The 24,844-nt window shown below is 72.3% G+C and carries 23 protein-coding genes; 6 read left to right on the top strand and 17 right to left on the bottom strand.

Going from position 1 to position 24,844, the window contains the following annotated elements; all coding sequences use genetic code 11:
* Positions 1-67: 67 nt before the first annotated feature.
* The 3 genes from tsaE to alr form a co-directional block, all read right to left on the bottom strand.
* Complete coding sequence (tsaE, locus tag J5X86_RS06245; protein WP_161560382.1) at positions 68-586, bottom strand: tRNA (adenosine(37)-N6)-threonylcarbamoyltransferase complex ATPase subunit type 1 TsaE; 519 nt, start codon at positions 584-586, stop codon at positions 68-70.
* A 400-nt stretch (positions 587-986) separates the two neighbouring features.
* A complete protein-coding gene (locus J5X86_RS06240; RefSeq protein ID WP_208515774.1) occupies positions 987-2,210 on the bottom strand; it encodes an alpha/beta fold hydrolase in 1,224 nt (407 codons plus the stop codon).
* 2 nt (positions 2,211-2,212) lie between these two features.
* Positions 2,213-3,367: an alanine racemase gene (gene alr / locus J5X86_RS06235; protein ID WP_208515773.1), complete on the bottom strand. Its 1,155-nt coding sequence runs from the start codon at positions 3,365-3,367 to the stop codon at positions 2,213-2,215.
* Positions 3,368-3,450: 83 nt separating this feature from the next.
* On the opposite strand from alr, the gene J5X86_RS06230 reads away from it, so the two are divergent.
* The gene (locus tag J5X86_RS06230) at positions 3,451-4,995 is read left to right on the top strand and encodes an NAD(P)H-hydrate dehydratase (protein ID WP_208515772.1); all 1,545 of its coding nucleotides are present in this window, start codon (positions 3,451-3,453) and stop codon (positions 4,993-4,995) included.
* Positions 4,996-5,553: 558 nt separating this feature from the next.
* Here the strand turns inward: J5X86_RS06230 and J5X86_RS06225 are convergent.
* From J5X86_RS06225 to glmS, 4 genes are all read right to left on the bottom strand, one after another.
* Positions 5,554-6,147, bottom strand: coding sequence for a TetR/AcrR family transcriptional regulator (locus J5X86_RS06225; protein WP_208515771.1), 594 nt, complete (start codon positions 6,145-6,147; stop codon positions 5,554-5,556).
* Between the two features lie 34 nt (positions 6,148-6,181).
* Positions 6,182-7,123 carry a zinc-binding dehydrogenase gene (locus J5X86_RS06220; protein ID WP_208515770.1) on the bottom strand — a complete coding sequence of 314 codons (942 nt, stop codon included), beginning with the start codon at positions 7,121-7,123 and terminating at the stop codon, positions 6,182-6,184.
* A 509-nt stretch (positions 7,124-7,632) separates the two neighbouring features.
* Positions 7,633-8,001, bottom strand: a complete 369-nt coding sequence (locus J5X86_RS06215; protein WP_208515769.1) for a holo-ACP synthase — start codon at positions 7,999-8,001, stop codon at positions 7,633-7,635.
* A gap of 16 nt (positions 8,002-8,017) precedes the next feature.
* Positions 8,018-9,865 (bottom strand): glutamine--fructose-6-phosphate transaminase (isomerizing), encoded by a 1,848-nt coding sequence (glmS, locus tag J5X86_RS06210; RefSeq protein WP_208515768.1) that lies wholly within the window; start codon positions 9,863-9,865, stop codon positions 8,018-8,020.
* A gap of 128 nt (positions 9,866-9,993) precedes the next feature.
* On the opposite strand from glmS, the gene coaA reads away from it, so the two are divergent.
* Together coaA and J5X86_RS06200 are read left to right on the top strand one after the other, a co-directional pair.
* The gene (coaA, locus tag J5X86_RS06205) at positions 9,994-10,971 is read left to right on the top strand and encodes a type I pantothenate kinase (RefSeq protein WP_374229232.1); all 978 of its coding nucleotides are present in this window, start codon (positions 9,994-9,996) and stop codon (positions 10,969-10,971) included.
* 16 nt (positions 10,972-10,987) lie between these two features.
* Positions 10,988-11,908, top strand: a complete 921-nt coding sequence (locus J5X86_RS06200; RefSeq protein ID WP_208515766.1) for a DUF389 domain-containing protein — start codon at positions 10,988-10,990, stop codon at positions 11,906-11,908.
* A gap of 153 nt (positions 11,909-12,061) precedes the next feature.
* Here the strand turns inward: J5X86_RS06200 and glmM are convergent, their stop codons facing one another.
* The 3 genes from glmM to rplM all read right to left on the bottom strand — a co-directional run bounded on the left by glmM (position 12,062) and on the right by rplM (position 14,548).
* Positions 12,062-13,420, bottom strand: coding sequence for a phosphoglucosamine mutase (gene glmM / locus J5X86_RS06195; protein WP_208515765.1), 1,359 nt, complete (start codon positions 13,418-13,420; stop codon positions 12,062-12,064).
* A 139-nt stretch (positions 13,421-13,559) separates the two neighbouring features.
* Positions 13,560-14,063: a 30S ribosomal protein S9 gene (gene rpsI, locus J5X86_RS06190; protein ID WP_078642933.1), complete on the bottom strand. Its 504-nt coding sequence runs from the start codon at positions 14,061-14,063 to the stop codon at positions 13,560-13,562.
* A gap of 41 nt (positions 14,064-14,104) precedes the next feature.
* Positions 14,105-14,548 carry a 50S ribosomal protein L13 gene (gene rplM, locus J5X86_RS06185; RefSeq protein WP_078642932.1) on the bottom strand — a complete coding sequence of 148 codons (444 nt, stop codon included), beginning with the start codon at positions 14,546-14,548 and terminating at the stop codon, positions 14,105-14,107.
* A gap of 539 nt (positions 14,549-15,087) precedes the next feature.
* Between rplM and J5X86_RS06180 the strand changes: the two genes are divergently transcribed.
* The gene (locus tag J5X86_RS06180) at positions 15,088-15,948 is read left to right on the top strand and encodes a hypothetical protein (RefSeq protein ID WP_208515764.1); all 861 of its coding nucleotides are present in this window, start codon (positions 15,088-15,090) and stop codon (positions 15,946-15,948) included.
* Between the two features lie 51 nt (positions 15,949-15,999).
* On the opposite strand, the gene J5X86_RS06175 is transcribed toward J5X86_RS06180, so the two are convergent.
* Positions 16,000-16,755, bottom strand: coding sequence for a hypothetical protein (locus J5X86_RS06175; RefSeq protein ID WP_208515763.1), 756 nt, complete (start codon positions 16,753-16,755; stop codon positions 16,000-16,002).
* Between the two features lie 306 nt (positions 16,756-17,061).
* On the opposite strand from J5X86_RS06175, the gene J5X86_RS06170 reads away from it, so the two are divergent.
* The gene (locus tag J5X86_RS06170; RefSeq protein WP_208515762.1) at positions 17,062-19,149 is read left to right on the top strand and encodes a glycosyltransferase; all 2,088 of its coding nucleotides are present in this window, start codon (positions 17,062-17,064) and stop codon (positions 19,147-19,149) included.
* 98 nt (positions 19,150-19,247) lie between these two features.
* Entirely contained in the window at positions 19,248-19,793 is a 546-nt protein-coding gene (locus tag J5X86_RS06165) for a hypothetical protein (protein ID WP_208515761.1), read from the top strand.
* Here the strand turns inward: J5X86_RS06165 and J5X86_RS06160 are convergent.
* The 6 genes from J5X86_RS06160 to truA form a co-directional block, all read right to left on the bottom strand.
* Positions 19,787-20,995, bottom strand: coding sequence for a PP2C family protein-serine/threonine phosphatase (locus J5X86_RS06160; protein WP_208515760.1), 1,209 nt, complete (start codon positions 20,993-20,995; stop codon positions 19,787-19,789). The genes J5X86_RS06165 and J5X86_RS06160 overlap by 7 nt on opposite strands.
* Complete coding sequence (locus tag J5X86_RS06155; protein WP_208515759.1) at positions 20,992-22,011, bottom strand: SpoIIE family protein phosphatase; 1,020 nt, start codon at positions 22,009-22,011, stop codon at positions 20,992-20,994. Before J5X86_RS06155 ends, J5X86_RS06160 begins: the two co-directional genes overlap by 4 nt.
* Entirely contained in the window at positions 22,008-22,487 is a 480-nt protein-coding gene (locus J5X86_RS06150) for an ATP-binding protein (protein ID WP_208515758.1), read from the bottom strand. Before J5X86_RS06150 ends, J5X86_RS06155 begins: the two co-directional genes overlap by 4 nt.
* Positions 22,471-22,881 carry an STAS domain-containing protein gene (locus tag J5X86_RS06145; RefSeq protein WP_208515757.1) on the bottom strand — a complete coding sequence of 137 codons (411 nt, stop codon included), beginning with the start codon at positions 22,879-22,881 and terminating at the stop codon, positions 22,471-22,473. Before J5X86_RS06145 ends, J5X86_RS06150 begins: the two co-directional genes overlap by 17 nt.
* A complete protein-coding gene (locus J5X86_RS06140; RefSeq protein ID WP_208515756.1) occupies positions 22,878-23,756 on the bottom strand; it encodes an STAS domain-containing protein in 879 nt (292 codons plus the stop codon). Before J5X86_RS06140 ends, J5X86_RS06145 begins: the two co-directional genes overlap by 4 nt.
* Before the next feature lie 174 nt (positions 23,757-23,930).
* On the bottom strand, positions 23,931-24,797 hold the full coding sequence (truA, locus tag J5X86_RS06135; RefSeq protein ID WP_208515755.1) for a tRNA pseudouridine(38-40) synthase TruA: 867 nt from the start codon (positions 24,795-24,797) through the stop codon (positions 23,931-23,933).
* Between the last annotated feature and the right edge of the window lie 47 nt (positions 24,798-24,844).

Genomic DNA, 24,844 nt, shown 5'->3' with positions numbered 1-24,844 from the left:
CATCTGCACGCGAGCTCTACCCGGCGGCCCTGCCAGGCCGGGCCGCCCGCGGCGCTACCCCGCTGCGCTACCCGGCGAGCGACGCCAGGTCCTCCCCCGCCCAGCGGGGGCCGACGCCCGTCACCACCACGTCCCGTACGTCGTCCACATCGGCGGCCATCGCGTCCGTGACCGCCATGTCGCTGCCCACCGTCCGCTGGATCACCACATGCAGCCGGTCCTCCGCCAGCCCCTCGACCTTCCCCTCGCCCCACTCCACGGCCACCACCGAATCCGGCAGGGAGACGTCGAGGTCCAGGTCCTCCATCTCGTCGAGGCCGCCGTTCAGCCGGTACGCGTCGACATGGACCAACGGCGGGCCATCGCCCAGCGAGGGGTGCACCCGGGCGATCACGAAGGTGGGGGAGGTGACGGCACCACGGACGCCGAGGCCCTCGCCCAGGCCCCGCGTCAGGGTCGTCTTGCCCGCGCCGAGTTCACCGGTGAGCAGGACCAGATCCCCGGGGCGCAGCAGCTTGGCGAGTCTGCGGCCCAGGTCCCGCATCTGGTCGGGAGAAGTGACGGTGATGCGCGTGCCTACGTCCATACCCGCCGATGGTACGGGCCCGAAAAGCCCAGCGCGGACCGGTACGAACGCCCTGGCCGGGCGGTCGGACAGCCGGGCTGACGGCCACGCGGAGACCGTCGGTCGGGACAGGCACCCGGGCCCACCGGGTACGGGCACCCGGCCGCCGGATACGGGCCACCGGACCGCCGAGGCCAGACGCTGGGCCGCCAGGAACGGGCACCGAGCCGCCAGGAACGGCCACCGGACCGACGCGGACACGCACGCACCGAGCACCGGCGACAGCCACGGGCCCACCGGAAACGGCTGCCGGGCCACCGGAGACGAGCATCGGCCGACCAGGGACGAGCACCTAGCCGCCAGGCACGAGCACCACTCCGCCAAAACACGCGCACCGCCCCGCCAGTCGGGCCCCCGCCCCTCAGCCCGACACGCCCCACTTCGCCCGGTCGCCCGCCCCGTCCACGGCCCGCGAGAGCAGCTCGGTCAGGTGGCCGTTGACCACCTCGGGATGCTCGAGGATCACCAGATGCCCGGCCTCTTCGAGGATCACCAGCTCGGCCCCGGGAAGCAGCTCCGCGATCGCCTCGCTGTGTTCCATCGGGGTGATCAGGTCCTTGTCGCCCGCGAGCACCAGCACCGGCCGCCCGTCGAAGTGCGGCAGCGCGGCCGCCTTGTCGTGGGCGATGAACGCCGGGTAGAACTCCGCGACCACATCGATCGGCGTCGCCTCGATCAGCCGCTCGGCGAACCGCGCGACCCCCGGGTCCACGTCCTTCGAGCCGAACGAATAGCGCTTGATCAGCCCCGCGAAGAGATCGGCGGTCGCCCGCCTCCCCCGCTCGACCAGGTCGGCCTGCCAGCCCAGCGCCTTGAGCAGCCCCGGCAGCACCCGCCGCACCGCGTTCACCCCGACCACCGGGAGGCCGAAGCTGACCTCGCCCAGCCGCCCCGCCGAGGTGCCGATGAAGGCCGCGCCGATCACGCGCTCGCGCACCAGGTCGGGGTACTGCGCGGCGAGCGCCATCATCGTCATCCCGCCCATGGAGTGGCCGACCAGCACCAGCGGGCCCTCGGGCGCGGCCGCGTCTATGACCGCTTTCAGATCGCGGCCGAGCTGGTCGATGCTGATCGCCTCGCCGTCCGCCTGGGCGCAGCCGCGCGCCGAGCGGCCGTGGCAGCGCTGGTCCCAGTAGACGGTGCGGACCACCTCGCGCAGCGCGGAGCGCTGGAAGTGCCAGGAGTCCTGGCCGAGGCAGTAGCCATGGCTGAAGACCATGGTGACGGGGGTGGGGGTGCGGCGCCCGAACCGCCGCTTGCGCCGCGGCGAGGGCGCGGCGGCGTTCTCCCGCACCTCTTCGACCTCGTAGTAGAGCTCGGTGCCGTCGTCGGCGATCGCCCTGCCCGGAGTGCCGCGCAGCGTGCCGTACGGGCCCTCGGCGTCCAGTGCGAGCCGGGCCTTGCGTCGTACGCCGCGGCCGACCGTCAGCCGCTCTAGCGCGACGCCCGCGGCCGCCCCCGCCGCGAGCACGCCGATCGTGGCTCCCGCGAATCCGGCGCCCCGGCGCCAGCTCACGGCTGTGGCCCCCGCCGCGACTCTCGTCGCCATCTCTGCCGTACTGCCGGCCGTGCTCTCGTCGCCCATGGTCAGTTCCCTGTGCCCCCGTCCTCACCTACATAAACGCGGGGGATCCGGGCCGAGATTCGCGTCACGATCTCATAGGCGATCGAGCCCACCGCACGTGCCCAGTCCTCGGCGGTCGGCTCGCCCCGGTCACCCGGACCGAACAGCACCGCCTCGTCCCCCGGGGCGGCGGTGTCCCCGCCCAAGTCCACCACGAACTGGTCCATGGCGACCGTACCCGCGATGGTCCGCCACTTTCCCGCGACCAGCACCGGGCCGGTGCCCGAGGCATGGCGCGGAATGCCGTCCCCGTACCCGACGGGCACCAGCGCGAGGGTCGTCTCGCCGGGGGTCACATAGCGGTGCCCGTAGGAGACGCCGTGCCCGCCCGGCACCCGCTTGACGGAGGCGAGCGCGGCGGAGAGCGTCATCACCGGCCGCAGGCCGAAGTCGGCGGCCGTGCCGAGTTCGGGGCTCGGGGAGATGCCATAGGTGGCGATGCCGGTCCGGACGAGGTCGAAGTGGGACTCGGGCACGGTCAGGGTCGCCGGGGAGTTGGCCAGATGGCGCACCTCCGGCCGCAGCCCCGCCTGCTCGGCGTGCGCCACCATTTCGCGGAAGACCGACAGCTGGGCGCCGATGGACGGATGGCCCGGCTCGTCCGCGCAGGCGAAGTGGGACCACAGCCCCGTCACCCGAATGGCCCCTTCGGCCTCGGCCGCGCGGGCCTCGTCGACCAGGGCGGGCCAGTCGGCGGGCTGGCAGCCGCTACGGCCGAGCCCGGTGTCCGCCTTGAGGTGGAGCCGCGCCGTACGGCCGCACGCGCGCGCTGCCGCGACGGCCTCGCGCAGCGCCCACAGCCCGCTGGCCGAAACGTCGATATCCGCCTCGATCGCCTGCCGCCAAGGCCCGCCGGGCGTCCACAGCCAGCACATCAGCCGGCCCGTGTCCCCCGCCGCCCGCAGCCCGAGCGCCTCCTCGGGCGTGGCCGCGCCCAGCCAGCTCGCGCCCGCCTTACGGGCGGCGCGCGCACACGGGATCATGCCGTGGCCATAGGCGTCCGACTTGACCACGGTCATCAGCTCGGCCGTGGGCGCCGCGTCGCGCAGCACCCTTACGTTGGCCCGTAGGGCGGCCAGATCGACCACGGCACGGGCGCGCATCGGTGTCTCGTCCATCTCCGTCAGTCTCTCAGGCCGATCAGCCCACCGGAGTGTGTGCTTCCACGCACGGAGTGCCCTCTGTTCGGGAGACTAAGAGCATGAGGATTGCCTACAGCGTGGAGACCGTAAGGGCCGCCGAGCGCGAACTGATGGCGCGGCTGCCCGAAGGAGCGCTTATGCAGCGCGCGGCGGCGGGGCTCGCGGCCGCGTGCGCCGATCTGCTGGGCCGGGTGTACGGCTCCCGGGTGGCCCTGCTCGTCGGCAGCGGCGACAACGGCGGTGACGCGCTCTACGCGGGCGCCCGGCTGGCCCGGCGCGGCGCCGGGGTCACGGCGGTGCTGCTCAACCCCGAACGGGCGCACGGGGGCGGCCTTGCCGCCTTGCGGGCGGCGGGCGGGCGGGTGGTGACCGCCGGTGGCGGGGCGGCGGGCGGCAGCGCGGCAGCGGACGGCGCGGCAAGCGGCGGCGCGGCGACAGGCAGTGGCCCGGCAGCGGGCGGGAACGCGGCGGCGGACGGCCGCGCCGAAGCGGCCGTCGCGCGCGCCGATCTCGTCATCGACGGAATCGTCGGCATCGGCGGCAAGGGCGGGCTGCGGCCCGACGCGGAGCGGCTGGTCCGGGCGGTGCGCGGCATCGCCGTCGCCGTGGACCTGCCCAGCGGGGTCGACGCCGACACCGGCGAGGTACGCGGCTCCGCCGTGCGCGCGAACGCCACGATCACCTTCGGCGCGTACAAGCCGGGGCTGCTCATCGACCCCGCCCACACTCACGCGGGCGCCCTGCGGCTGATCGACATCGGCCTGGACGCCCATCTTCCGGCCGACCCCGACGTGGAGGCGCTGCAGCACGAGGACGTGGCGGCGCTGCTGCCCCGGCCCACGCCCGAGAGCGACAAGTACCGGCGCGGCGTGGTGGGCGTCGTCGCGGGCTCCGCCCGCTACCCGGGCGCGGCCGTCCTGGCCGTCTCGGGCGCGCTGCGGGGCGGCGGGGGGGCGGTGCGCTACGTCGGCCCCGCCGCCGACGACGTCATCTCGCGCTTCCCCGAAACCCTCGTCCACACCGGGCCCCCGGCCAAGGCGGGCCGCGTCCAGTCATGGGTCGTCGGCCCCGGCCTCGGCGACGGCGCGGCGGCCAAGCACTCCCTGGACGACGTCCTCGCCTCCGACGTCCCGGTCCTGGTCGACGCCGATGGGCTCCACCTGCTGCCCACCGGCAGCGACCTGCGCAAACGCGAGGCGGCCACCGTCCTCACCCCGCATGCGGGCGAGGCCGCGGCGCTGCTCGGCGTGAGCCGCGAGGAGGTCGAGTCGGGCCGCCTCGCCGCCGTGCGGGCCCTGTCCGAACGCTACGGCGCGACCGTCCTCCTGAAGGGGTCCACCACACTGATCGCCGCCGAGCACCAGCCGGTACGCGTCAACCCCACCGGCACCGGCTGGCTGGCCACGGCGGGCAGCGGCGATGTGCTCTCCGGCCTGATCGGCTCCCTGCTCGCCACGGGCCTCCCCGCCCGCGATGCCGCCTCCGTCGGCGCCTACCTCCACGGCCTCGCCGCCCGCCGCGCCACGACCCCGCATGGCGCCCCTATCGCCGCGTACGACGTCTCGACGGCGCTGACGGACACGTGGCGGGACGTGCTGGCCTGAGTGCGGGTGCGTGGGTGGTGCGCCTGCCGTTCGTGGTGGGTGCCGGGGGCGGGGCCTCCGGTGCGGTGCCCTGGACCGCATATTTACGGCGCCGGTGCCCGGAGGTGTGGAGTGGGCCGGAGATTGGCGCCACAAATATGCGTAAGCGTCCAGGACACCACCCCTGCGACCCCACCCCCTCCCGTCGTCCCGCGACCACCCGCCGGTGGCCCCGGCCAGGTCCCCGGTCGCCCGGTGGCGGGTACCGGGCGGGGTGGGTACGACCCCGTCCCTCCCGCCTCGTCTGCGGCTACCCGCCGGTCGGCCCGGCCCGATCCATCACTCGGTCGCCGTCCTCTTCGTGGGCAGGCAGCCGTCCGCCACTGCCCCGTGAGGACGGGCGGCGGACGTTCGGGCTGATGGAGCTCGCCGTACGGGCCCCGTGGCGCCGTCTGGGGGTGGCACGCCGGATGCATGAAGCGGTGCTCACCGACACCACGGTGGAGCGCGTGCACGACCGGGCCATGATCATCTCGGTGCCAATCACGGTTCGATTGATCCTCGAGGCCGAAACGCCCTCTAACCGGCTGGGTGCGTGCAGTAGGACGTCCTGGTGTCCCCCACCCCGACGAGCACGGCATGGGTGACGAGTTCGGCGAAGTCCGGCCCCAGCTCGGCATGGCGAAACAACGCCCGGAAGACGATGGGCGCAGCGAACAGGTCCAGCAGGAGGTCAATATCGAGCTGCTTTACCTCGCCCCGTTCCTGCGCTCTGCGCAGGGAGACCACGCAGGCATTCCTGCGGGGTTCCCAGACGATGGCGAGGAATTCCTCGTGCAGCTGGGGATCGTTGGCGAGGTCGGCCAGCAGTGCGGGGATCACGCGGCTGAGGGCGGGATCGGCCATGCCGACGCGCAGCGCCTCCAGGTGCCCGATGATGTCGCAGTGCAGGCAGCCGGTGTCGATCTCCACGACGCCGACCCGTTCGTGCGCCATGGCCGCGACGACCAGGTGCTGCTGGCTCTTCCAGCGGCGGCGGATGGCCGGCTTGGTGGTGCCCGCGCGGGCGGCGACGGCCTCCATGGTCAGCGCCGAGTAGCCGACCTCCCGCACCAGTTCGGACACCGCGGCCAGCACGGCACGGTCGATGCGCTCGTCGCGTCGGCGTGCCATCGCACCTCCCTGCTGCCGCCGTGATCCGCCCACCTTACCGAGGAAGCAGCACCACCTTGCCGAACGGCGTTCCGCGTTCCAGCAGCTCCAGGGCGTGCTCGGCGTCGGTGAGCGCAAGACGCTGATGGAGCACGGGCGAGAGCAGGCCCTCGGTCCACAGCTCCGTGATCTCCTGCCAGGAGCGGCCCAACTCCTGCGGTGTCACCGAGTTCAGACTGAACGCCAGCAGCGTCGGCGACTTGTGGAAATCGCTCAGCAGCGTGGAGAGAAGGTCTTCGCCCGGAGCACCACCGGCGCCGCCACACATCACATAGCGTCCGTTGTCGCGCAGTAGTTTCAGGTACCGGCCCATGTCCGGGCCCGCGACCGTGTCCACGATCACGTCGTAGGTCTGGTCGGGGGCGGCGGAGGCAGTCCGGTCCACGATCCGCGCGGCGCCCAACTCCAGCAGACGCTCGCCACGGGCCGCTGAGGAAGTGACCGCGGTGACCTCGGTTCCACGAGCGGATGCGATCTGTGTTGCCAGCGAACCGATTCCGCCGCCCGCACCGCGGACGAGAACGTGTTCACCTGCCGCCGTCCCCGCTCGGTGCAGCGCGATCTCGGCGACGAGCGCGTTCACGCCCAGCGCGACCGCCTCGGCGGAGTCGGCCTCCTGCGGCACCGGCAGGACCCGGTCTGCGTCGACGACGACTCGCTCGGCGTAACCGCCGAGGGCGGGTATGGCCAGTACCCGCCGACCGACCAGATCGCCGGGCGCACCCGGTCCGGCCGCCTGTACTCGGCCGACGACTTCCACCCCTGGCACGGAGCCCGGGCCGGGAATGCCCCGGTACTCGCCTCGGCTGAGCATGACGTCGACATAGCCCGCGCCGATCACGTCGGCCTCGACGAGTACCTGGCCGGGCCCGGGTGCCGGCTGTGGCACGTCGATCAGGCCAAGCGCCCCGGACGGCTGCACGACCGCTGCTCGCATAGTGACCACCTCTCAATACGTTCCGATCCGCATCGGAACGATACGCCGGGTGTGGGCACCTGTTCAAGGCATTCACGCCGTCGAGGCGCCGAATACCGCCGGGCCACTCGGCCGGCATCCACGCCCCTTGGTGGTCGCCGACGAGGCGGGAGGGACGGGGTCGTACCCACCCCGCCCGGCACCCGCCACCGGGCGGTCCGGAACCTGGCCGGGGCCGGTGCCACCGGCGGGGAGCCGCGAGTGAGACGGGAGGGGGTGGGGTCGCAGGGGTGGTGTCCTGGACGCTTTCGCATATTTGTGGCGCCAATCCCCGGCCCACTCCACACCTCCGGGCACCGGCGCCGTAAATATGCGGTCCAGGGCACCGCACCGGAGGCCCCGCCCCCGGCACCCACCACACAACCGACCGCGCACCCCAGCAACCACCACGCACCCGCACCCGCAAGCCGCACCCACGCACCCGCACCCGCAAGCCGCACCCAGCGGACCCCGCGGACCCCGCGGACCCCTCACCCCTCCGCGATCACCACCGCCGACGCGACCCCCGCGTCATGGCTCAGGGAGACATGCAGCCCCCGCACCCCCAGCCGCTCCGCGCACACGGCGACCGTGCCGCGGACGGAGAGGCGGGGGCGGCCGCTGGGTTCGGTGAGGATCTCGGCGTCCGTCCAGCGGAGACCGCCGGGGGCGCCCAGGGACTTGGCCAGGGCCTCCTTGGCCGCGAAGCGGGCTGCCAGGGAGGCCATGCCACGGCGTTCCCCGCTCGGCAGCCACAGCTCGCGCTCGACGAAGAGGCGGTCCGCCATCCCGGGCGTGCGCTCCAGCGCTTCCGCGAAACGGTCGATACCGGCCACGTCGATGCCCACGCCGACGATCACGCCGTCATCCGTCGGGTCACTCCACGGTCACCGACTTGGCGAGGTTCCTCGGCTGGTCGACCTCGTTGCCGCGCGCCGTGGCCAGCTCGCATGCGAAGACCTGCAGCGGCACGGTCGCGACCAGGGGCTGCAGCAACGTAGGCGTGGCGGGGATCTCGATCAGGTGGTCGGCATACGGGGCCACCGTCTCGTCCCCGCGCTCGGCGATGACGATCGTGCGGGCGCCGCGCGCCCGGATCTCCTGGATGTTGGAGACGATCTTGTCGTGGAGGACCGACCGCCCACGCGGCGATGGGACGACTACCACGACCGGTACGTCCTGCTCGATCAGCGCGATCGGCCCGTGCTTCAGCTCACCCGCCGCGAAGCCCTCGGCGTGCATGTACGCGAGCTCCTTGAGCTTGAGCGCGCCCTCCAGGGCGACCGGGTAGCCCACGTGGCGGCCCAGGAACAGCACGGTGTTCTTCTTCGCCAGGGTCCGGGCCAGCTCGCGCACCGGCTCCATGGTCTCCAGGACCTGGTCCACCTGGGTCGCGATCTCCGACAGTTCGCGGATCACGGAAAGGATCTCGTCGCCCCACTTGGTGCCGCGCACCTGGCCCAGGTAGAGCGCCACCAGGTAGCAGGCCACGAGCTGGGTGAGGAACGCCTTGGTGGAGGCGACGGCGACCTCGGGCCCGGCGTGGGTGTAGAGCACGGCGTCCGACTCGCGCGGGATGGTGGAGCCGTTCGTATTGCAGATGGCCAGCACCTTCGCGCCCTGCTCCCGCGCGTGCCGCAGCGCCATCAGGGTGTCCATGGTCTCGCCGGACTGGGAGATGGCGATCACCAGCGTCCGCTGGTCCAGGATCGGATCGCGGTAGCGGAACTCGCTGGCCAGCTCCGTCTCGCAGGGGATCCGGGTCCAGTGCTCGATGGCGTACTTGGCGATCATGCCGGCGTGGTAGGCGGTGCCGCACGCCACGATCACGACCTTGCTGACCTCGCGCAGCACCGAGGCCGGGATGCGCACCTCGTCCAGGCAGAGGTTCCCGGCCAGGTCGATCCGGCCGAGCAGGGTGTCCGCGACGGCCTTCGGCTGCTCGGCGATCTCCTTGAGCATGAAGTAGTCGTAGCCGCCCTTCTCGGCGGCGGAGGCGTCCCAGTCCACGTGGTACGGGCGGACCTCGGCCGGCGCCCCGTCGAAGTCGGTGACGACCACACCCTCCCGGCGGGCCTCCACGACCTGGTCCTGGCCCAGCTCGATGGCCTCGCGGGTGTGCGCGATGAAGGCTGCCACGTCGGAGGCGAGGAACGCCTCGTCCTCCCCGACGCCGACGACCAGCGGCGAGTTGCGGCGCGCCCCGACCACCACATCGGGCGCGTCCGCGTGCACCGCGACCAGGGTGAAGGCGCCCTCCAGGCGGCGGCAGACCTGCCGCATCGCCTCGGCGAGGTCGCTACAGGACGAGAACGACTCGGCGAGCAGATGCGCCACGACCTCGGTGTCGGTCTCGGAGGCCAGGTCGTGGCCGCGCTCGGCCAGCTCCGCGCGGAGCGCGGCGAAGTTCTCGATGATGCCGTTGTGGACGACCGAGACCCGGCCCGCGTTGTCCAGGTGCGGATGGGCGTTGGCGTCGGTCGGGCCGCCGTGGGTGGCCCACCGGGTGTGGCCGATGCCGGTACTGCCGGTGGGCAGCGGGCGGTCGGCCAGCTCCTTCTCCAGGTTGGCCAACTTGCCCGCCTTCTTGGCGGCCGCCAGCCCACCATCGGCCAGCACGGCGACGCCCGCCGAGTCATAGCCGCGGTACTCCAGCCGCTTGAGTCCGGCGAGGACGACATCGAGGGCCGACTGCCCTCCCACATAACCAACGATTCCGCACATGGACGCAGCGTACGACCCCCGGCCCCGGGCCAGGGTGACCGACCCCACGCCGGGGCACCGCTCACTCGGCCGGTCCCTGGCATGACAATGAGGGGGTGATCACGTCAAGCGCGCGCGCGGCGCGCACCGTGCGCGGCCCGCAGCGGCGGAGCGGCGAGGCGACCCCGTATGTGGATCTGTCCCGCGCCGAGTGGAGCGCGCTGCGGGACAAGACCCCGCTGCCGCTGACCGCCGAGGAGGTGGAGAAGCTGCGGGGACTCGGCGACGTCATCGACCTCGAAGAGGTGCGGGACGTCTATCTGCCGCTGTCCCGGCTGCTCAACCTCTATGTGGCCGCCACCGGCAATCTGCGCGGCGCGCTCAACACCTTCCTCGGCGACACCAAGCGGGGCAACGGCGCCCAGCCCGGTACGCCCTTCGTCATCGGCGTGGCGGGCAGCGTCGCGGTCGGCAAGTCGACCACCGCCCGGCTGCTCCAGGCGCTGCTGGCCCGCTGGCCCGAGCATCCGCGGGTGGAGCTGATCACCACCGACGGCTTTCTGTACCCCAACGCCGAGCTGCGGCGCCGCGGGCTGATGTCCCGTAAAGGGTTCCCCGAGAGTTACGACCGCAGGGCGCTGACCCGCTTCGTCGCCGATGTGAAGGCGGGCCGGGCGGAGGTGTCGGCGCCGGTCTACTCACACCTGATCTACGACATCGTGCCGGACGAGCGGCAGACCGTGCACCGCCCCGACATCCTGATCGTCGAGGGGCTCAATGTGCTGCAGCCCGCGCTGCCGGGGAACGACGGGCTGACCCGGGTGGGGCTCGCGGACTTCTTCGACTTCAGCGTGTACGTGGACGCCCGGACCGAGGACATCGAGCGCTGGTACCTGGGACGCTTCAGGAAGCTGCGCGAGACGGCCTTCCAGGACCCCTCCTCGTACTTCCGCAAGTACACCCAGGTCTCCGAGGAGGAGGCGCTGGACTACGGCCGGATGATCTGGCGGACCATCAACAAGCCCAATCTGAAGCAGAATGTCCAGCCCACGCGGGGCCGGGCGACGCTGGTGCTGCGCAAGGGGCCGGACCACAAGGTCCAGCGGCTGTCCCTGCGCAAGCTGTGAGGAGCGTACGTACACCATGCTGCACTTGCGGTTGATCGTCCCCGCTGAGCGCACCGAGGCGGTGGTGCGCGCCGTCGAGAGGACGGTCGGCACCACCCATCTGGTGGTGCTGCCGGGCGCCGCCCGCGACCCCGCGGGGGACGTCGTCATGTGCGACGTGGCGCGCGAGGCCGGGGACGGTCTGCTGAGCGAGCTACGCGAGCTGGGGCTGGACGAGACCGGGTCGATCGCGGTGGAGAACATCGACCTGTCGCTGTCCAAGCGCGCCGACAAGGCGGAGGAGGAGGCGCCCGGCGAGGGAGCGGACGCGGTCCTGTGGGAGCACCTGGCCGACGCCACCCATGAGGAGTCCACCCTCTCGGTCACCTACCTCGCCTTTCTCGTCATCGCGACGATGATCGCGGCATGCGGTGTGGTGCTGGACAACGCGATCCTGATCGTCGGCGCGATGGCGGTCGGCCCGGAGTTCGGGCCGCTGGCGGGGCTGTGCACCGCGCTGGTGCGGCGCGCGCCGCGGCTGGCCGCCCGCTCGGCGATCGCGCTGCTGGTCGGGTTCGCCGCGGCGATGGCGCTGACCACCGGCTTCGGCATCGTGATGGACGCATTGGGTCTCTTCAGCAAGGAGATGCTGGACACCGCCCGGCCGAACACGGACTTCATCTGGAAGCCGGACATGTTCTCGTTCGTGGTCGCCGTGCTCGCGGGAATCGCCGGAACGCTCTCGCTGACCTCGGCGAAGTCCGGCGCGCTGGTGGGTGTGGCGATCTCGGTGACGACGGTGCCGGCGGCGGCCAATGCGGCGGTGGCACTCGGGTATGGGGAGATCGAGCAGATGTGGGGCTCTACGGAGCAGTTGCTGCTGAATCTGGTGGGGATCGTGGTGGCGGGGACGCTGACGTTGGGCGTGCAGAAGGTTTTGTGGGGGCGGCGGGGGTAGCCTCCCCCACCCCGCCCCGCCAGCGATATGCGGCTCCGACATTCGAGGAGCGGGGCCCAGGGGCGGAACCCCGGCAGGAGCCGGGCCCCAGGACCCCACCCGGCGGAACCGCATATCGAGGCTGCGGGAAGGGGCGGGGAGGGGAAAGATCCGCTAGCCCAGGGCCGACTTCACCGCGTCCGCCAGGCGTCCGGCGACCGAGCGGGCCTGTTCGATGTCGGCGGCCTCGACCATGACCCGCACCAGCGGCTCCGTGCCCGACGGGCGGAGGAGTACTCGGCCGGTCTCGCCCAGCTCGCGCTCCGCCTCGGCGACGGCCGCGGCCAGGTCGGCGCTGGAGGCGACGCGGGACTTGTCCACGTCGGGGACGTTGACCAGCACCTGGGGCAGTCGCTCCATGACGGCGGCGAGGTCGGCCAGGCTGCGGCCGGTCGCGGCGACGCGGGCCGCCAGCAGCAGTCCGGTGAGCGTGCCGTCACCGGTGGTGGCGTGGTCGAGGACGATCACATGGCCGGACTGCTCGCCGCCGAGCGCGTAGCCGCGGGTCTTCATCTCCTCCAGGACATAGCGGTCCCCGACCGCCGTCTGGACCAGCTCGACGCCCTCGCGCTTCATGGCCAGCTTGAAGCCGAGGTTGGACATCACGGTGCCGACCACCGCGTCCCCCCGCAGCTCGCCAGCCTCGCGCAGGGCCAGGGCCAGGACGGCGAGGATCTGGTCGCCGTCGACCTCGCGGCCACTCCCGTCCACCGCGAGACAGCGGTCGGCGTCCCCGTCGTGGGCGATGCCGAGGTCCGCGCGGTGCTCCACGACGGCGGCCTGGAGCCGGGCGAGGTGGGTGGAGCCGTAGCCGTCGTTGATGTTGAGGCCGTCCGGGTCGGTGCCGATCGTGATGACCTCGGCCCCGGCGCGTGCGAACGCCTCCGGGGAGACCCGGGCGGCGGCGCCGTGCGCGCCGTCGATGACGACCTTGAGGCCGTCGAGCCGGTTGGGGAGGGCGCCGACCAGATGGGCCACGTAGGCGTCGAAGCCCTCCTCGTAGGGCCGGAGCCGGCCCACCCCTGCGCCCGTCGGCCGGTCCCACGGCTCACCGGAGGCATGCGAGCGGTAGGTGGTCTCGATACGGTCTTCCAGCTCGTCGGCCAGCTTGTGGCCGCCGCGGGCGAAGAACTTGATCCCGTTGTCGGGCATCGGGTTGTGGCTCGCGGAGAGCATCACCCCGAGGTCCGCGTCCAGCGCCCCGGTCAGATGCGCGACGGCCGGCGTGGGCAGCACGCCGACCCGCAGGACGTCCACTCCGGCGCTGGCCAGCCCCGCCACCACGGCCGCCTCCAGGAACTCCCCGGACGCTCGCGGATCCCGCCCGACCACCGCCACCGGCCGGTGGCCCTCGAAGGTTCCCGCCTCGGCGAGCACATGCGCCGCCGCTACCGAGAGGCCGAGCGCCATCTCAGCCGTCAGATCGACGTTGGCGACGCCGCGCACACCATCCGTACCGAAGAGTCGTCCCACTGGTGTCCTCCGAAGTTACGAGCTGGGGGGCAGAAGCTTGCTTGTAGGTATACGCCCCCTGGTGGCGATAGCCGAACGCCCCGGGGCACAGGTGGTGCCGCCGGGGCGTTCGGGTGAAGCAGCGGTGCCGCGATGGGCGTCAGCGCTTGCTGTACTGAGGCGCCTTGCGGGCCTTCTTCAGACCGGCCTTCTTACGCTCGGTGGCGCGGTCGTCACGGGTCAGGAAGCCGGCCTTCTTGAGGGGGGCGCGGTTGTTGTCCACGTCCGCCTCGTTCAGCGCGCGGGCGATGCCCAGACGGAGCGCACCGGCCTGGCCGGACACGCCGCCGCCCGCGATGCGGGCGATCACGTCGTAGCGGTCGTCCAGCTCGAGCACCTTGAAGGGCTCGTTGACTTCCTGCTGGTGAACCTTGTTGGGGAAGTACTCCTCGAGAGTACGACCGTTGATCTTCCACTGCCCGCTGCCCGGCACGATGCGGACGCGCGCCACGGCGTTCTTGCGACGCCCGGTGCCGGCGGCCGGCTGCGGGTCACCGAAGCGGGAAGCGAGCGACTCGGAGGTGTACTCCGACTCGACCGTCTCAACGCTCTCGGTGGTGTACTCCTCGACCTCGATGGGGGTCTCGGCGGTGGTCTCGGCCACGATGCTCCTCAGATTCTCTTCGTCGTAAGGGGTGGCCGGGACTACTGCGCGACCTGGGTGATCTCGAACGGGACCGGCTGCTGAGCGGCGTGCGGGTGCTGGTCACCCGAGTACACCTTCAGCTTCGAGAGCATCTGACGGCCCAGGGTGTTCTTCGGGAGCATGCCCTTGATGGCCTTCTCGACGGCCTTCTCCGGGTTCTTCTCCAGCAGCTCGTCGTAGCGGATGGAGCGCAGACCACCCGGGTAGCCGGAGTGGCGGTACGCCATCTTCTGGGTCCGCTTGTTGCCGGAGAGGTGCACCTTGTCGGCGTTGATGATGATGACGAAGTCACCAGTGTCGACATGCGGCGCGTACACCGGCTTGTGCTTGCCCCGCAAGAGGGTGGCGGCCTGAGTGGCCAGACGGCCGAGAACAACGTCGGTGGCGTCGATGACGTGCCACTGACGCTGGACGTCGCCGGGCTTGGGGCTGAACGTACGCACGGTCGTAGCCTTCGCTTCTTCAGTGAGTGGGGTCTCCCCGGATCCGCTAGGACCGAGGGGACGGGTCCGGACAAGGCCACCCGGACGATCACGACAGCCTTGGCCGCACCTCGGTGACGCATCCGAGTGCCTGCCGCTGGTCATCGGCCCGGTGGACCGGCGTAACGGCCTCTCACGTGAGAACGAGCAAGCCAATACGCATAACGAACTGGCAGAATACCGGCCCGCCCCACCGCGGGTCAAAACGCCCCCGCGCTTGCGGGGATCCGTCAACCGCATGCGATCGCGGCCCGCACCCCTGGAGCGCCGACCGAGCCCGCACGCCTCACAGGAGCTCCGTCCACCGCCGGGAGGCGCCTGCCCGCAGGGACACCACGGCCATCCTGGCCGAACGCGGACATCACAACATCACAACACCCCCGCGAGTCAAAACGCCCGCGCGCGGCGGATGGGCCCCCCGACGCGGGCCGGTCGCGGGCCGCGCCCGGCGTCCCACCGGTGGGTCCAAAGCGTCACCCGGCCGGTCTAAGATGCGCGCCATGAGCTTTGGGCAAGGGGGGCCTTACGGGCCCGGGGGATCTCAGCCGCCTCAGCCGTCGACACCGGACTGGTCGGCGCTCGCCGACCAGTCCGCCGCGCGCAACCGGCGCCGCAAGCTGCTCTTCATCGGCGGCGGGGCGCTGGCCACCGCCGCCGTCGCCGCGATCGTCGCCACCGCCGTGGTCAGCAGCGGCCACAAGGACAAGGGCGGCGGCGACTCGGCCGGCGGGCTGCCCACCCCCCAGGACCTCCCCAGCGAGTCGGCGGCGCCCGAGCCCACCTTCTCCGATGTCGCCCCGCCCGCGCCGCCGAAGCCGCTGGACATCATCTCCAGTGCGCGGCGGGACAAGGCGCCGCTGTCCGCGGCCACCCTCTTCCCGGAGAAGCGCGCCGCGAAGGACGACCGCTCGTACACCAAGGCGGCGTCCGCCTCCACGACGAGCTGCGCCGCCGGCACCCAGGGGGCGCTCGGCTCGGTGCTGACGAACAACGGCTGCCGCAAGCTGCTGCGGGCCACCTTCTCCCGGGACGGGGTCGCGGTGACGGTCGGCGTCGCGGTCTTCGACGGCACGGCGGCGGCCGAGAAGGCCAAGGACCAGTACAAGCCCAATATCGCCTCGCTGACCGGCGGGGGCGTGCCGGCCTTCTGCCGCCGGACCGCCTGTCAGAGCTCGGCGAACGCGATCGGGCGGTACGCCTACTTCACGATCTCCGGCTATACGTCGGGCAAGGCGGTCACGGCGTCGGACACCGCCACCCTCCAGGCCGGGCGCGATGTGGCCGACTACACCTTCCGCCGCATCCTGGCCCGCGGCAGCGCCCAGGCGTCGGCGGAGGCGGCCGCCACCACCGCCAACTGAGCCGCCGCCGGCTGAGCCCCCGGTCCCCCCACCGGGGGGATCGGGGATCCGCTACGACGCTGCGCCCCGCGCGGCCTTCTCCACCTTCGCCACCTGGGCGTCCACCAGCGCGGCCGGGACCTCGGACTTCGTGGGGTCCGAGATGTTCGTCCCGAAGAACACCATCAGCTGCGGCCCGGACCGCACCACCGTGAACTTGATGACGGCCTTGTTCTCGCTCGCGTCATGCAGGCCGAAGGCCAGCGCCTCGTCCCCCGCCTTCGGCGCTTCGAGCTGTGCCACCTTCTTGACGTCCGACTTCTCCCCGGAGCCGTCCTTCGCCGCGAACCCGCCCTGGCAGGCGGTCGCCGCCTCGCGCAGGTCCTTGATCGTCTGCTCGGCGTCGCCCGGTCCGTAGGAGGAGACCCGGATCAGGCCGATGCCGCCGATCTTCGCCTTGGTGAGGTCGGTGGCGTAGGAGCGGTGGACGCTGGCCTTGGGCGCCGGGTCGTACTGGGACCCCATCAGCGCGGCCAGCGGCTGGCACTCGGCCTTCCCCGACTTGGCCGACCCGCCCTCGCTGATCTCCTTGTCGGTCATCTTCTGGATTTCGAACCCCTTGAGCTCACCGCTCGCCAGGGTGGCCCGCTCCAGGGCGGACGCGGACAGCGACTTCGCGGCCGGGGCGGTGCTCGCGGGCTTGTCGTCCTGCTTGGCGCCGTCGGACTTGCCGTCGCCGGAGTCGCTGCCGCATCCGGTCATCAGCCCCAGCGCCGCCACCGCCGCGATGGCCGCGCCCATGGTCCGCTTCGCACCGGACTCGTTCATTTCTCTGTCCACCCCTGGTCGATATCGGGCCCGTACGGCCACCGCACGGACACCCCGCAGACTCCCAGAACACCGGGAGGGTTGTACTCCCTTTCCCGAATGTGGTGGATCCCATATCACCATGCGCATAAGCAACCTTCGCGGCCCAGACCAGTCTTACGGACCGATCGGTCCTTTCTGGCTCCATACCGGCATCACGCCGACCCCAAATCAGCCCAATGCGGCCCGGTTCGGAACCAAAACACAGCACGGCCTCGGAGGGGAGGGCACGCCGCGGCGGATCAGCTACGCCGGGCGTACATCACCGTGAAGATTTCTTTCCTGCTCCACAACGCCTATGGCATCGGTGGCACCATCCGGTCGACCTTCAATGTGGCCGGGGCGCTCGCCGCCCACCACACCGTGGAGATCGTCTCCCTGATCCGCACCATCGACGCCCCGAACCTCCCCCTCCACCCCGCCGTACGGCTCAGACCCCTGATCGACCTGCGCCCCCACGACGACGGAGCCCGGGCCAACGACCTCGGCCATCCGCTGCTGTCGCGGCCCAGCGCCCATGTCCCGGACGCCGAGGCCAGGGGCACCACCAACTTCAACGCCCTCACCGATGAACGCGTCGCCGGCCATCTCGACCGCACCGACGCCGATGTCGTCATCGCCACCCGCCCCGGCCTGGTCATCTACCTCGCCACGCTCGGCCGCACCGGCCGCTTTCTGCGGATCGGCCAGGAGCACCGCCTCTACGGCACCCACCGCGCCGAGATCCGCGCCGCCTGCGACGCCGCCATACCCCATCTCGACGCGTACACCTCCGTCTCCGAGGCGGACGCGGCCACCCACCGGGCCCACCTCCCCGGCGTCACCACCCGGCTCACCGCCCTGCCCAACGGGGTGCCCGCCACCGGGATCGAGCCCTCCGACGGCCGCGCCAAACTGGTCGTGGCCGCGGGCCGGCTTATCCCGGTCAAGCGCTACGACCTGCTGGTGGCCGCCTGGGAGACGGTCGCCGCCAAACATCCCGACTGGCGGTTGCGCATCTACGGCCGCGGCCCCCAACTCCCCGCGCTGCGCCGCCAGATCGACAAGCTCGGGCTGGCCGGTCACATCACCCTGATGGGCGCCCACTCCCCCATCGAGACCGAGTGGGCCAAGGGCGCGATCGCCGCCGTCACCTCCCGCGAGGAGTCCTTCGGCATGACGATCGTCGAGGCGATGCACTGCGGGGTGCCCGTGGTCGCCACCGACTGCCCGCACGGGCCGGGCGAGATCATCACCGACGGCCGGGACGGGCTGCTGGTGCCGCCCGGCGACGCCGACGGGATCGCCAAGGGGCTGCTGACCCTGATCGAGGACGGCGAACTGCGCCGCTCGATGGGCGAGGCGGCCCGTATCGCGGCGCGGCGGTACGCCCCCGAGCGCGTGGCGGCCTCCTACGAGCGGCTCATCGAGGAACTCCGCACCGCCCGCGGCACCGAGGCCCCGGCCGGGCGGCGCCGTACGGTCACGCCCCTGCGCGGCCGGGCGGCCGGGACGCCGCTGACCGTCACCCTCAAGGGCGCGGTCAAGCAGCTCGTCCGCAGGCCGCTGCGGCCCGTCGCGTCCTGCCGGGTCACCGCCGAGGGCAATCTGTCGGTGCTGCTGGAGCCCGCCGAGGTGCGCGGCGGCGAGCTCGAACTGACCGTCACCCGCCGGAAGAGCGACGAGGCGCCGCTCCGCGTTCCGCTTCTGCCCCCGGCGGGCATCGCGCCGTCCGCGCCCTGGACGGCCACGCTCGACCGGGCGACGCTCGATCTCGCCGAGGGCCGCTGGGATCTGCATGTGGTCCGCCGCTCCGACGGCGTCCGCCGCCGGGTCGGCTGCCGCTTCGCCGAGGGGCGCGGGCTGTTGGACCTGGAGCCGCTGCCCGGCTCCCCCGTCGCCTGGTGGATCCCCTACGCCACCGTCGACGGCTTTCTCGCGCTGCGCGCCTGGCGGCGCCCGGTCCATGCCGAGGCCCGGGTGATCCGCATGGACGCCGAGGGGCTCGCCGTCGAAGGCACCCTGTACGGGGCGCGCTTCGGGCCCGGCGCCGCCCCGACCGCGGTGGCCACTCCGTCCCGCGGCCCGGCCCGCTCGTTCCTCACCGGCGCCACGGCGCTGGACGGCGGCCGGTTCCGCTTCACCGTCCCGTACGAGCGGATCCAGCAGGCCCGTACGGGCGACGAGGGGGCCGCCGCCTGGACCCTGACGCTCCATAAGTCCGCCGGGTCCGAGACCCCGATCCCGATCGGCCGCATCGTGGGCGACATTGTGGACCGCGATAAAACGGACCTCTTCCCGGTCACCCACGGTGTCCGACCCCACCTCACCCGCACCGGCGACCTCAGCATCATCTCCCCCATCACAGACAATTGAGAGACGTGAGTCATAGGTGCGGTGTTTGCCGCGGAGATCATCGGTAACACTCGGTGATACCAGCCTCGAGCGAGGAAAACTCTGCGGAAGGCACAGCGATGTCAACTGTCACGCTCATCATCCTGGTGGCGGCCCTGGCCGCCATGGCCGGCCTTGTGATCGCCCCCTCGGTCCGGCAGGGCCGCAAGGGCGAACTGCCGGTCCGAAGCCTGCCCTCGGAAGCCAGGGAGCAGTACACGGCGCGGTGGGCGGGAGTGCAGGAGCGATTCGTGGACTCTCCCGGGTGGGCGCTGCGCGAAGCCGACCGGCTGCTGGGCGCCTTGGCCGTCGACCGCGGCTATCCGGCCGAGTCCGACGACAAGCGGATGGACGCGCTGTCCATCCGTCACCCCGAGGAGATCGACGGCTACCGCCGACTGCACGCCATGGCGGCACAGGTACACGATGGCGAGGCCGCCCAGACCGCCGAAGCCGCCACCGAGCGGATGCGGGAGGCGCTGGTCGCGGCGCGGCCCCTGTTCGAGCAACTCGTGCGCGCACAGCCGCACGACGAGCGCCCGCTCCCGCCCCCGGTCCCCCGTCAGCGGGATCTTCAGCAGGGCCGTATCCCGCGGCAGCGCCTCGGCCCGGCCGCCGATCACTGACCGGTGAGCCGCACCGCCAGCGCGAGGGTGTCATCCGGATGCAGGATCACCGTGTGCATATCCTCCGCGATGGCGCCGGGGACCTCCTCGATCGGGCTCTGCAGATGCTTGTGCGCGGCCTCGATCAGGCGCCTCTCGCCCTCGATCGGGTCCCGGCGGCTCTCGGTGAGCCCGTCGGTGTAGAGCAGGAGGAGGTCCCCGGGGGCCAGCCGCTCGGTCAGCGGGGTCTCGCTCCCGGGCAGCGGAAAGCCGACCCCGCGCCCCCGGGCCTCCAGATACCGGGCCGTTCCGTCGCGGCGCAGCAACAGCGCGGGCGGATGGCTCCCGTTGGCCAGCCACAGCTCACCGGTGACCGGATCGATCCGGGCGAGCAGCACGGTGGCCATCACGGCCCGGTCGAAGGGGTGCAGGATCTCGTCGGTGCGGGCCACGATCGACTGGAGGCGGTGGCCCTCCAGGGCCAGGGTGCGCACCGCGTGGGTGACGTTGAGCGCGCTGCGCGTACTGGTCACCCCATGGCCCAGCGCGTCCACGATGGTGATGTGGACGGTGCCGTCGGGCAGCACGAACCAGTCGTACAGATCCCCGCCGGTCGGCGCGTCGGTGCCGGCCGGCTCGTAGTGCACGGCGAGTTCGAGACCGTCGGCCTCGATGAGCGGCGGGCGCAGCGCGTCCTCCAGCTCCCGCAGGGTCTGGCCGTGCGCGGTGCGCAACTGCTTGTCCCGCTCGTCGAGCTGGACGTAGAGCGCGAGCACCCCGCTGTTGGTCTCCTCGAGTTCGTCCTTGAGGCGGCGGTGCTCGGCGGTGAGCGCGTCGGCGGCGGCCAGAACGGCGCGCAACTCCTCCGCGGCGAGGGCCTCGTCGCCGGGGGCCTCCTCGGCGTCGTCCACCGGCGGGCCCGCCGGGAGGCGCCAGACCACCTCGTCCTCGGTCACCGCGTCGGGGGCCATCGGCAGCTCCGCCGCCGCCGGCCCCGTATCGCCCGGCGTCCGCAGCACCACCGTGAGCAGCCCGGCGCCCGGGTCGTACGCCCACTTGAGGCCGGTCTCCCGCCCGGCGCGCAGCGCCGCCCCGGCGGCCTCGGCGGCGGACAGCACAAGGCGCCCCCGGACCTCCGGGTCCAGGGCGTGCTCCCGGGCCAGCGCCCGAACGGCCCGGCTGAGCCCGGCCGTCGTGGCGCAGGTGAGGTTCCTCGTCGTCATGGAAGCCTTAAGGGTGACCTGGCCGCGAGCACCGTGGCGTCGTCGCGGACGCGGCGATGGCCATGGGCGAGTGCGGCGGACAGCAGGGACGGCGGAAGACGGAGCACGGAAGGGGGCGGGTCCAGCGCCCAGCGGGCGTCTATACCGTCGCTGTGCAGCACCGCCGTGGCGCCCTGGGACAGCGGGAAGCCGTGGACGCGCGGGGTGGGCATGCCCCAGCCGACGATCCCGGGCTGTCCGGTCAGCCGGTGCTCGACCCCGCCCGGGGTCAGGGCGAGGGCGCGGATGTTGCCGATACCGCAGTAGTCGGCGCGATCGGCGTGCAGCCGCAGCAGCCCCACGGCGGCCCCGCGAGTGTGCCGCAGGGCCCGGTTCATCCGGGTGAGCACGTCCGGCAGCGGCCGGTCGGGGTCGGTGTGGAAGGTCCGCAGCGCCGCCTGGGCCGCCTCCTCGGCGGCCCGGCCATGGCCGAGGCCGTCGAGGACGACCGCGGTGCGGGCGGCGTCCGTGTCGACGATCCCGCGGGCATCGCCACAGCCCTCCTCCCCTTCGGCGGGCAGACAGATCGCGCCCACCCCCTGCCACTCCGGCCGCTGCTCGCCCGGCGCGGTGAGGCGGGCGCAGGCCCAGGTGCCCGCGCCGGTGCCGTCGGTGCTGCGCATGGTGAAGTGGGTCGCCATCCTTTTGACGGCGCCGAGCCCGACCCCCAGCGTGCCGGAGGTGGTGTAGCCGTCGGCCAGACAGCGCTCGGGGTCGTGCATACCGGGGCCGCGGTCGGCGGCGAGGATCTCCACCCCGTGGCCCAGCGGCAGCGGCTGGACGTAGAGCGTGCCGTCGCTGGCGTGCTTGTCCAGGTTGGTCGCCAGCTCCGAGGCGATCACCGCCGCCTGATCGGGCAGTGCCCCCGGCAGCTCGCAGTCCCGGGCCACCGCACGCGCCGTCTCGGCGGCCAGATGCACGGCGCTGTGGTGGTCGACGCGCACCTGGGCGGTGGGCACCGTGAACGGACGGGTCACCGGACCGCCCAGCGGGTGACGACCACGACGGTGCCCTCGCCCGGGCCGGTGCGCACCGTGAACTCGTCCATCAGCCGCCGGGCGCCGCCCAGCCCGTGGCCCAGGCCCGAGCCGGTGGTGAAGCCGTCGGTGAGCGCCGCCTCCAGGTCCGCGATGCCCGGCCCCTCGTCCTTGACGGTCAGCCGCAGCCCCCGCCGCCCGGAGGGCTCGCGCGGATAGTCGAGGGTGACGGTGCCGCCGCCCCCGTGGACATAGGCGTTACGGGCGAGCTCGCTGGCGGCCGTGACCACACGGGTCTGGTCCACCAGGCCGAAGCCCACATCGATGGTGGCCGCGCGCACCGCGTGGCGGACCGTCAGCAGGTCCTCCTCCGTGCGCACCGGATACGTGGCCGGCGCGGGCGGGCGCCGGCTCTCCGCCCGCGCGGGCCGCTTGGGTCCGTGGGAGGCGAGGGTGAATTCACCGGGCAGTGCCACGTCGGGCCCCTTCCGGGGGCTGCGGGGCCTGACGCCACCCCAGCGCGGCCAGCCCCTGCTCCGGATTGAGTGCGGTCTCCACACCGACCAGTTCGATCCCCAGCTCGACCAGGGTGATCGCCACTGGCGGTCGCATCCCGGCCACGATCACCCGGGCCCCCAGCAGCCGGGCCACCGTGGTCAGCTCCATCAGCGTCCGGGCCACGAAGGAGTCGATGACCTCCAGCCGGGAGATGTCGATGAGCACCCCACGGGCGCCCTCGGCCGAGATCCGCTCGGTGAGCTCCTCGGTGAAGGCGATGGCGGCCCGGTCGTCGAGCTCATTGAGCAGGCCGGTGACCAGGACATCTCCCAGTCGCAGAATCGGAACGCCGGGCGAGCGATGACCGTTCACCGACCATCTCCTTCGTCACCGTCGGGACCGGGCCCGTCGATCAGCTTGATCGCGGCGGCCAGCGCGTCGGCCAGCGTCGCCCGCGTGAGGATGGTGGACAGATCGATGCCGAGCTGGGCGATGGTCTGGGCGATCGAGGGGCGGACCCCGCTGATCACGCAGTCCGCGCCCATGAGCCGCACCGCGTTGACGGTCTGCATCAGATGCTGGGCGACGGCGGTGTCCACCGTCGGCACACCCGTGATGTCGATGATCGCGACCAGCGCCTCATGGTCCTGGATGGCCTGGAGCAGATTCTCCATCACCACCTGGGTCCGGGCGGTGTCCAGCGTGCCGATCAGCGGCACCGCAAGCACCTGCCGCCACAGCCGCACCACCGGTGTCGACTGCTCCATCAACTGCTGGCTCTGCCGGCGGATGATCTCCTCCCGGCCCTCCACATACGTCTCGAAGGACAGCGCCCCGGCCACATCCAGCAGCCGGTTCATGAAGACGGCCGAGGCGAACAGCTCCTCGGCGTCCCGAGTGTCCCGCTGCACCGCCTTGAGCAGCGCCTCCTTGAGCGCCAGCACCGCGAGCGAGGTCGCCGTCGGCGTGGCCCCCGCCCGCGCCCGGCGCATCGACAGCCCCACCACGGCCTCGTGCAGCCCCGGGGTGGAGGTCACCACCCGGTCCACCGGCACTCCGCTCTGCAGGCCGGGAACCAGCGCCTCGATCAAGGCGTCGGCCTCCTCGCGGAGTTCGGCCTCGCCGATGTCGGTGTCAAGCAGGGCCTGCTCCATCTGCAGCTCGACCCAGCGATCGGCGATTTCCTCGTCGCGCTCCTGAAGAGCCCTGGTCAGGCGCTCTCGCACAGCGGCCTCGCTGGTACTCACGCGGATCCCTTCGCGGTCGGCGACCGTGGTCGGTTGGCAAATTTTATCGATCTTCCGGAGGCCCCGGAAGTCGCATCATGCCGATCGCCCCGCCGCCTTGACTCACTCGCCCAGTCGTCGGCACACGAAGCGCGTGGCGAGTACCCAATGATCGGCCGCCCACACCCGCCGTTTTCAGCAGCAGCCGGAACCGATCGCCGTCGCGCCCGGCAGGGAGCGCTTGTTGCGGGACTCCCGGTTACGGGCGGCGAGTTGGTCATCGGCCGGATAGCCGACCTCCTCCAGGGTCAGGCCATGAGGACGGACGACATGGACGGCGGAGTCGCGCACCCCCGCGGCGAGCACCTTGGCCGGCCAGTCCGGGGGACGGTGGCCGTCGCCGACGAAGAGCAGGGCGCCCACCAGCGAGCGCACCATGTTGTGGCAGAAGGCGTCCGCCCGCACCGTCGCCGTGATGACCCCGTCCGTACCGCGCACCCAGTCCAGCCGCTGGAGGGTGCGGATGGTGGTGGCGCCGTCGCGCTTCTTGCAGTACGCGGCGAAGTCGTGCTCGCCCAGGAGCCGTTCACCGGCCGCGTTCATGGCGGCCACGTCCAACGGCCAGTCATGCCACAGCACATGGCCGCGCAGCAGCGGATCGACCCCGCCGGGGTGGTCGGTGACCCGGTAGGCGTAGCGCCGCCAGATCGCGGAGAAGCGTGCGTTGAACCCGGACGGGGCCCGCTCGACCTTCCAGACCCGTACGTCATGGGGCAGCCGGCCGGCGAGCCGCCGCAGCAGCCTGTCCCGGTGCTCGGCCCATAGCGCCTCCGGGAGATCCACATGCGCCACCTGGCCGCGGGCATGGACCCCCGCGTCGGTGCGGCCCGCGACGGTCAGCTCAAAGGTCTCCGAGGAGCGCGTCACCGTCCGCAGCGCGCTCTCCAGCTCGCCCTGCACGGTGCGCCGCTCGCGCTGCTTGGCCCAGCCCGAGAAGTCCTTGCCGTCGTAAGCAAGATCCAGCCGGACCCGTACGAAACCGGGCGCCGCCTCGTCACTCACCCAACTGTTCCTCTCCATGCGGAACGGGCCCGCTCCCAGATTCTGGG

It is taken from the genome of Streptomyces sp. NEAU-YJ-81 (genome assembly GCF_017592595.1).
Classification (GTDB): Bacteria; Actinomycetota; Actinomycetes; order Streptomycetales; family Streptomycetaceae; genus Streptomyces; species Streptomyces hygroscopicus_B.
This window is presented reverse-complemented; position numbering and strand designations above follow the sequence as displayed.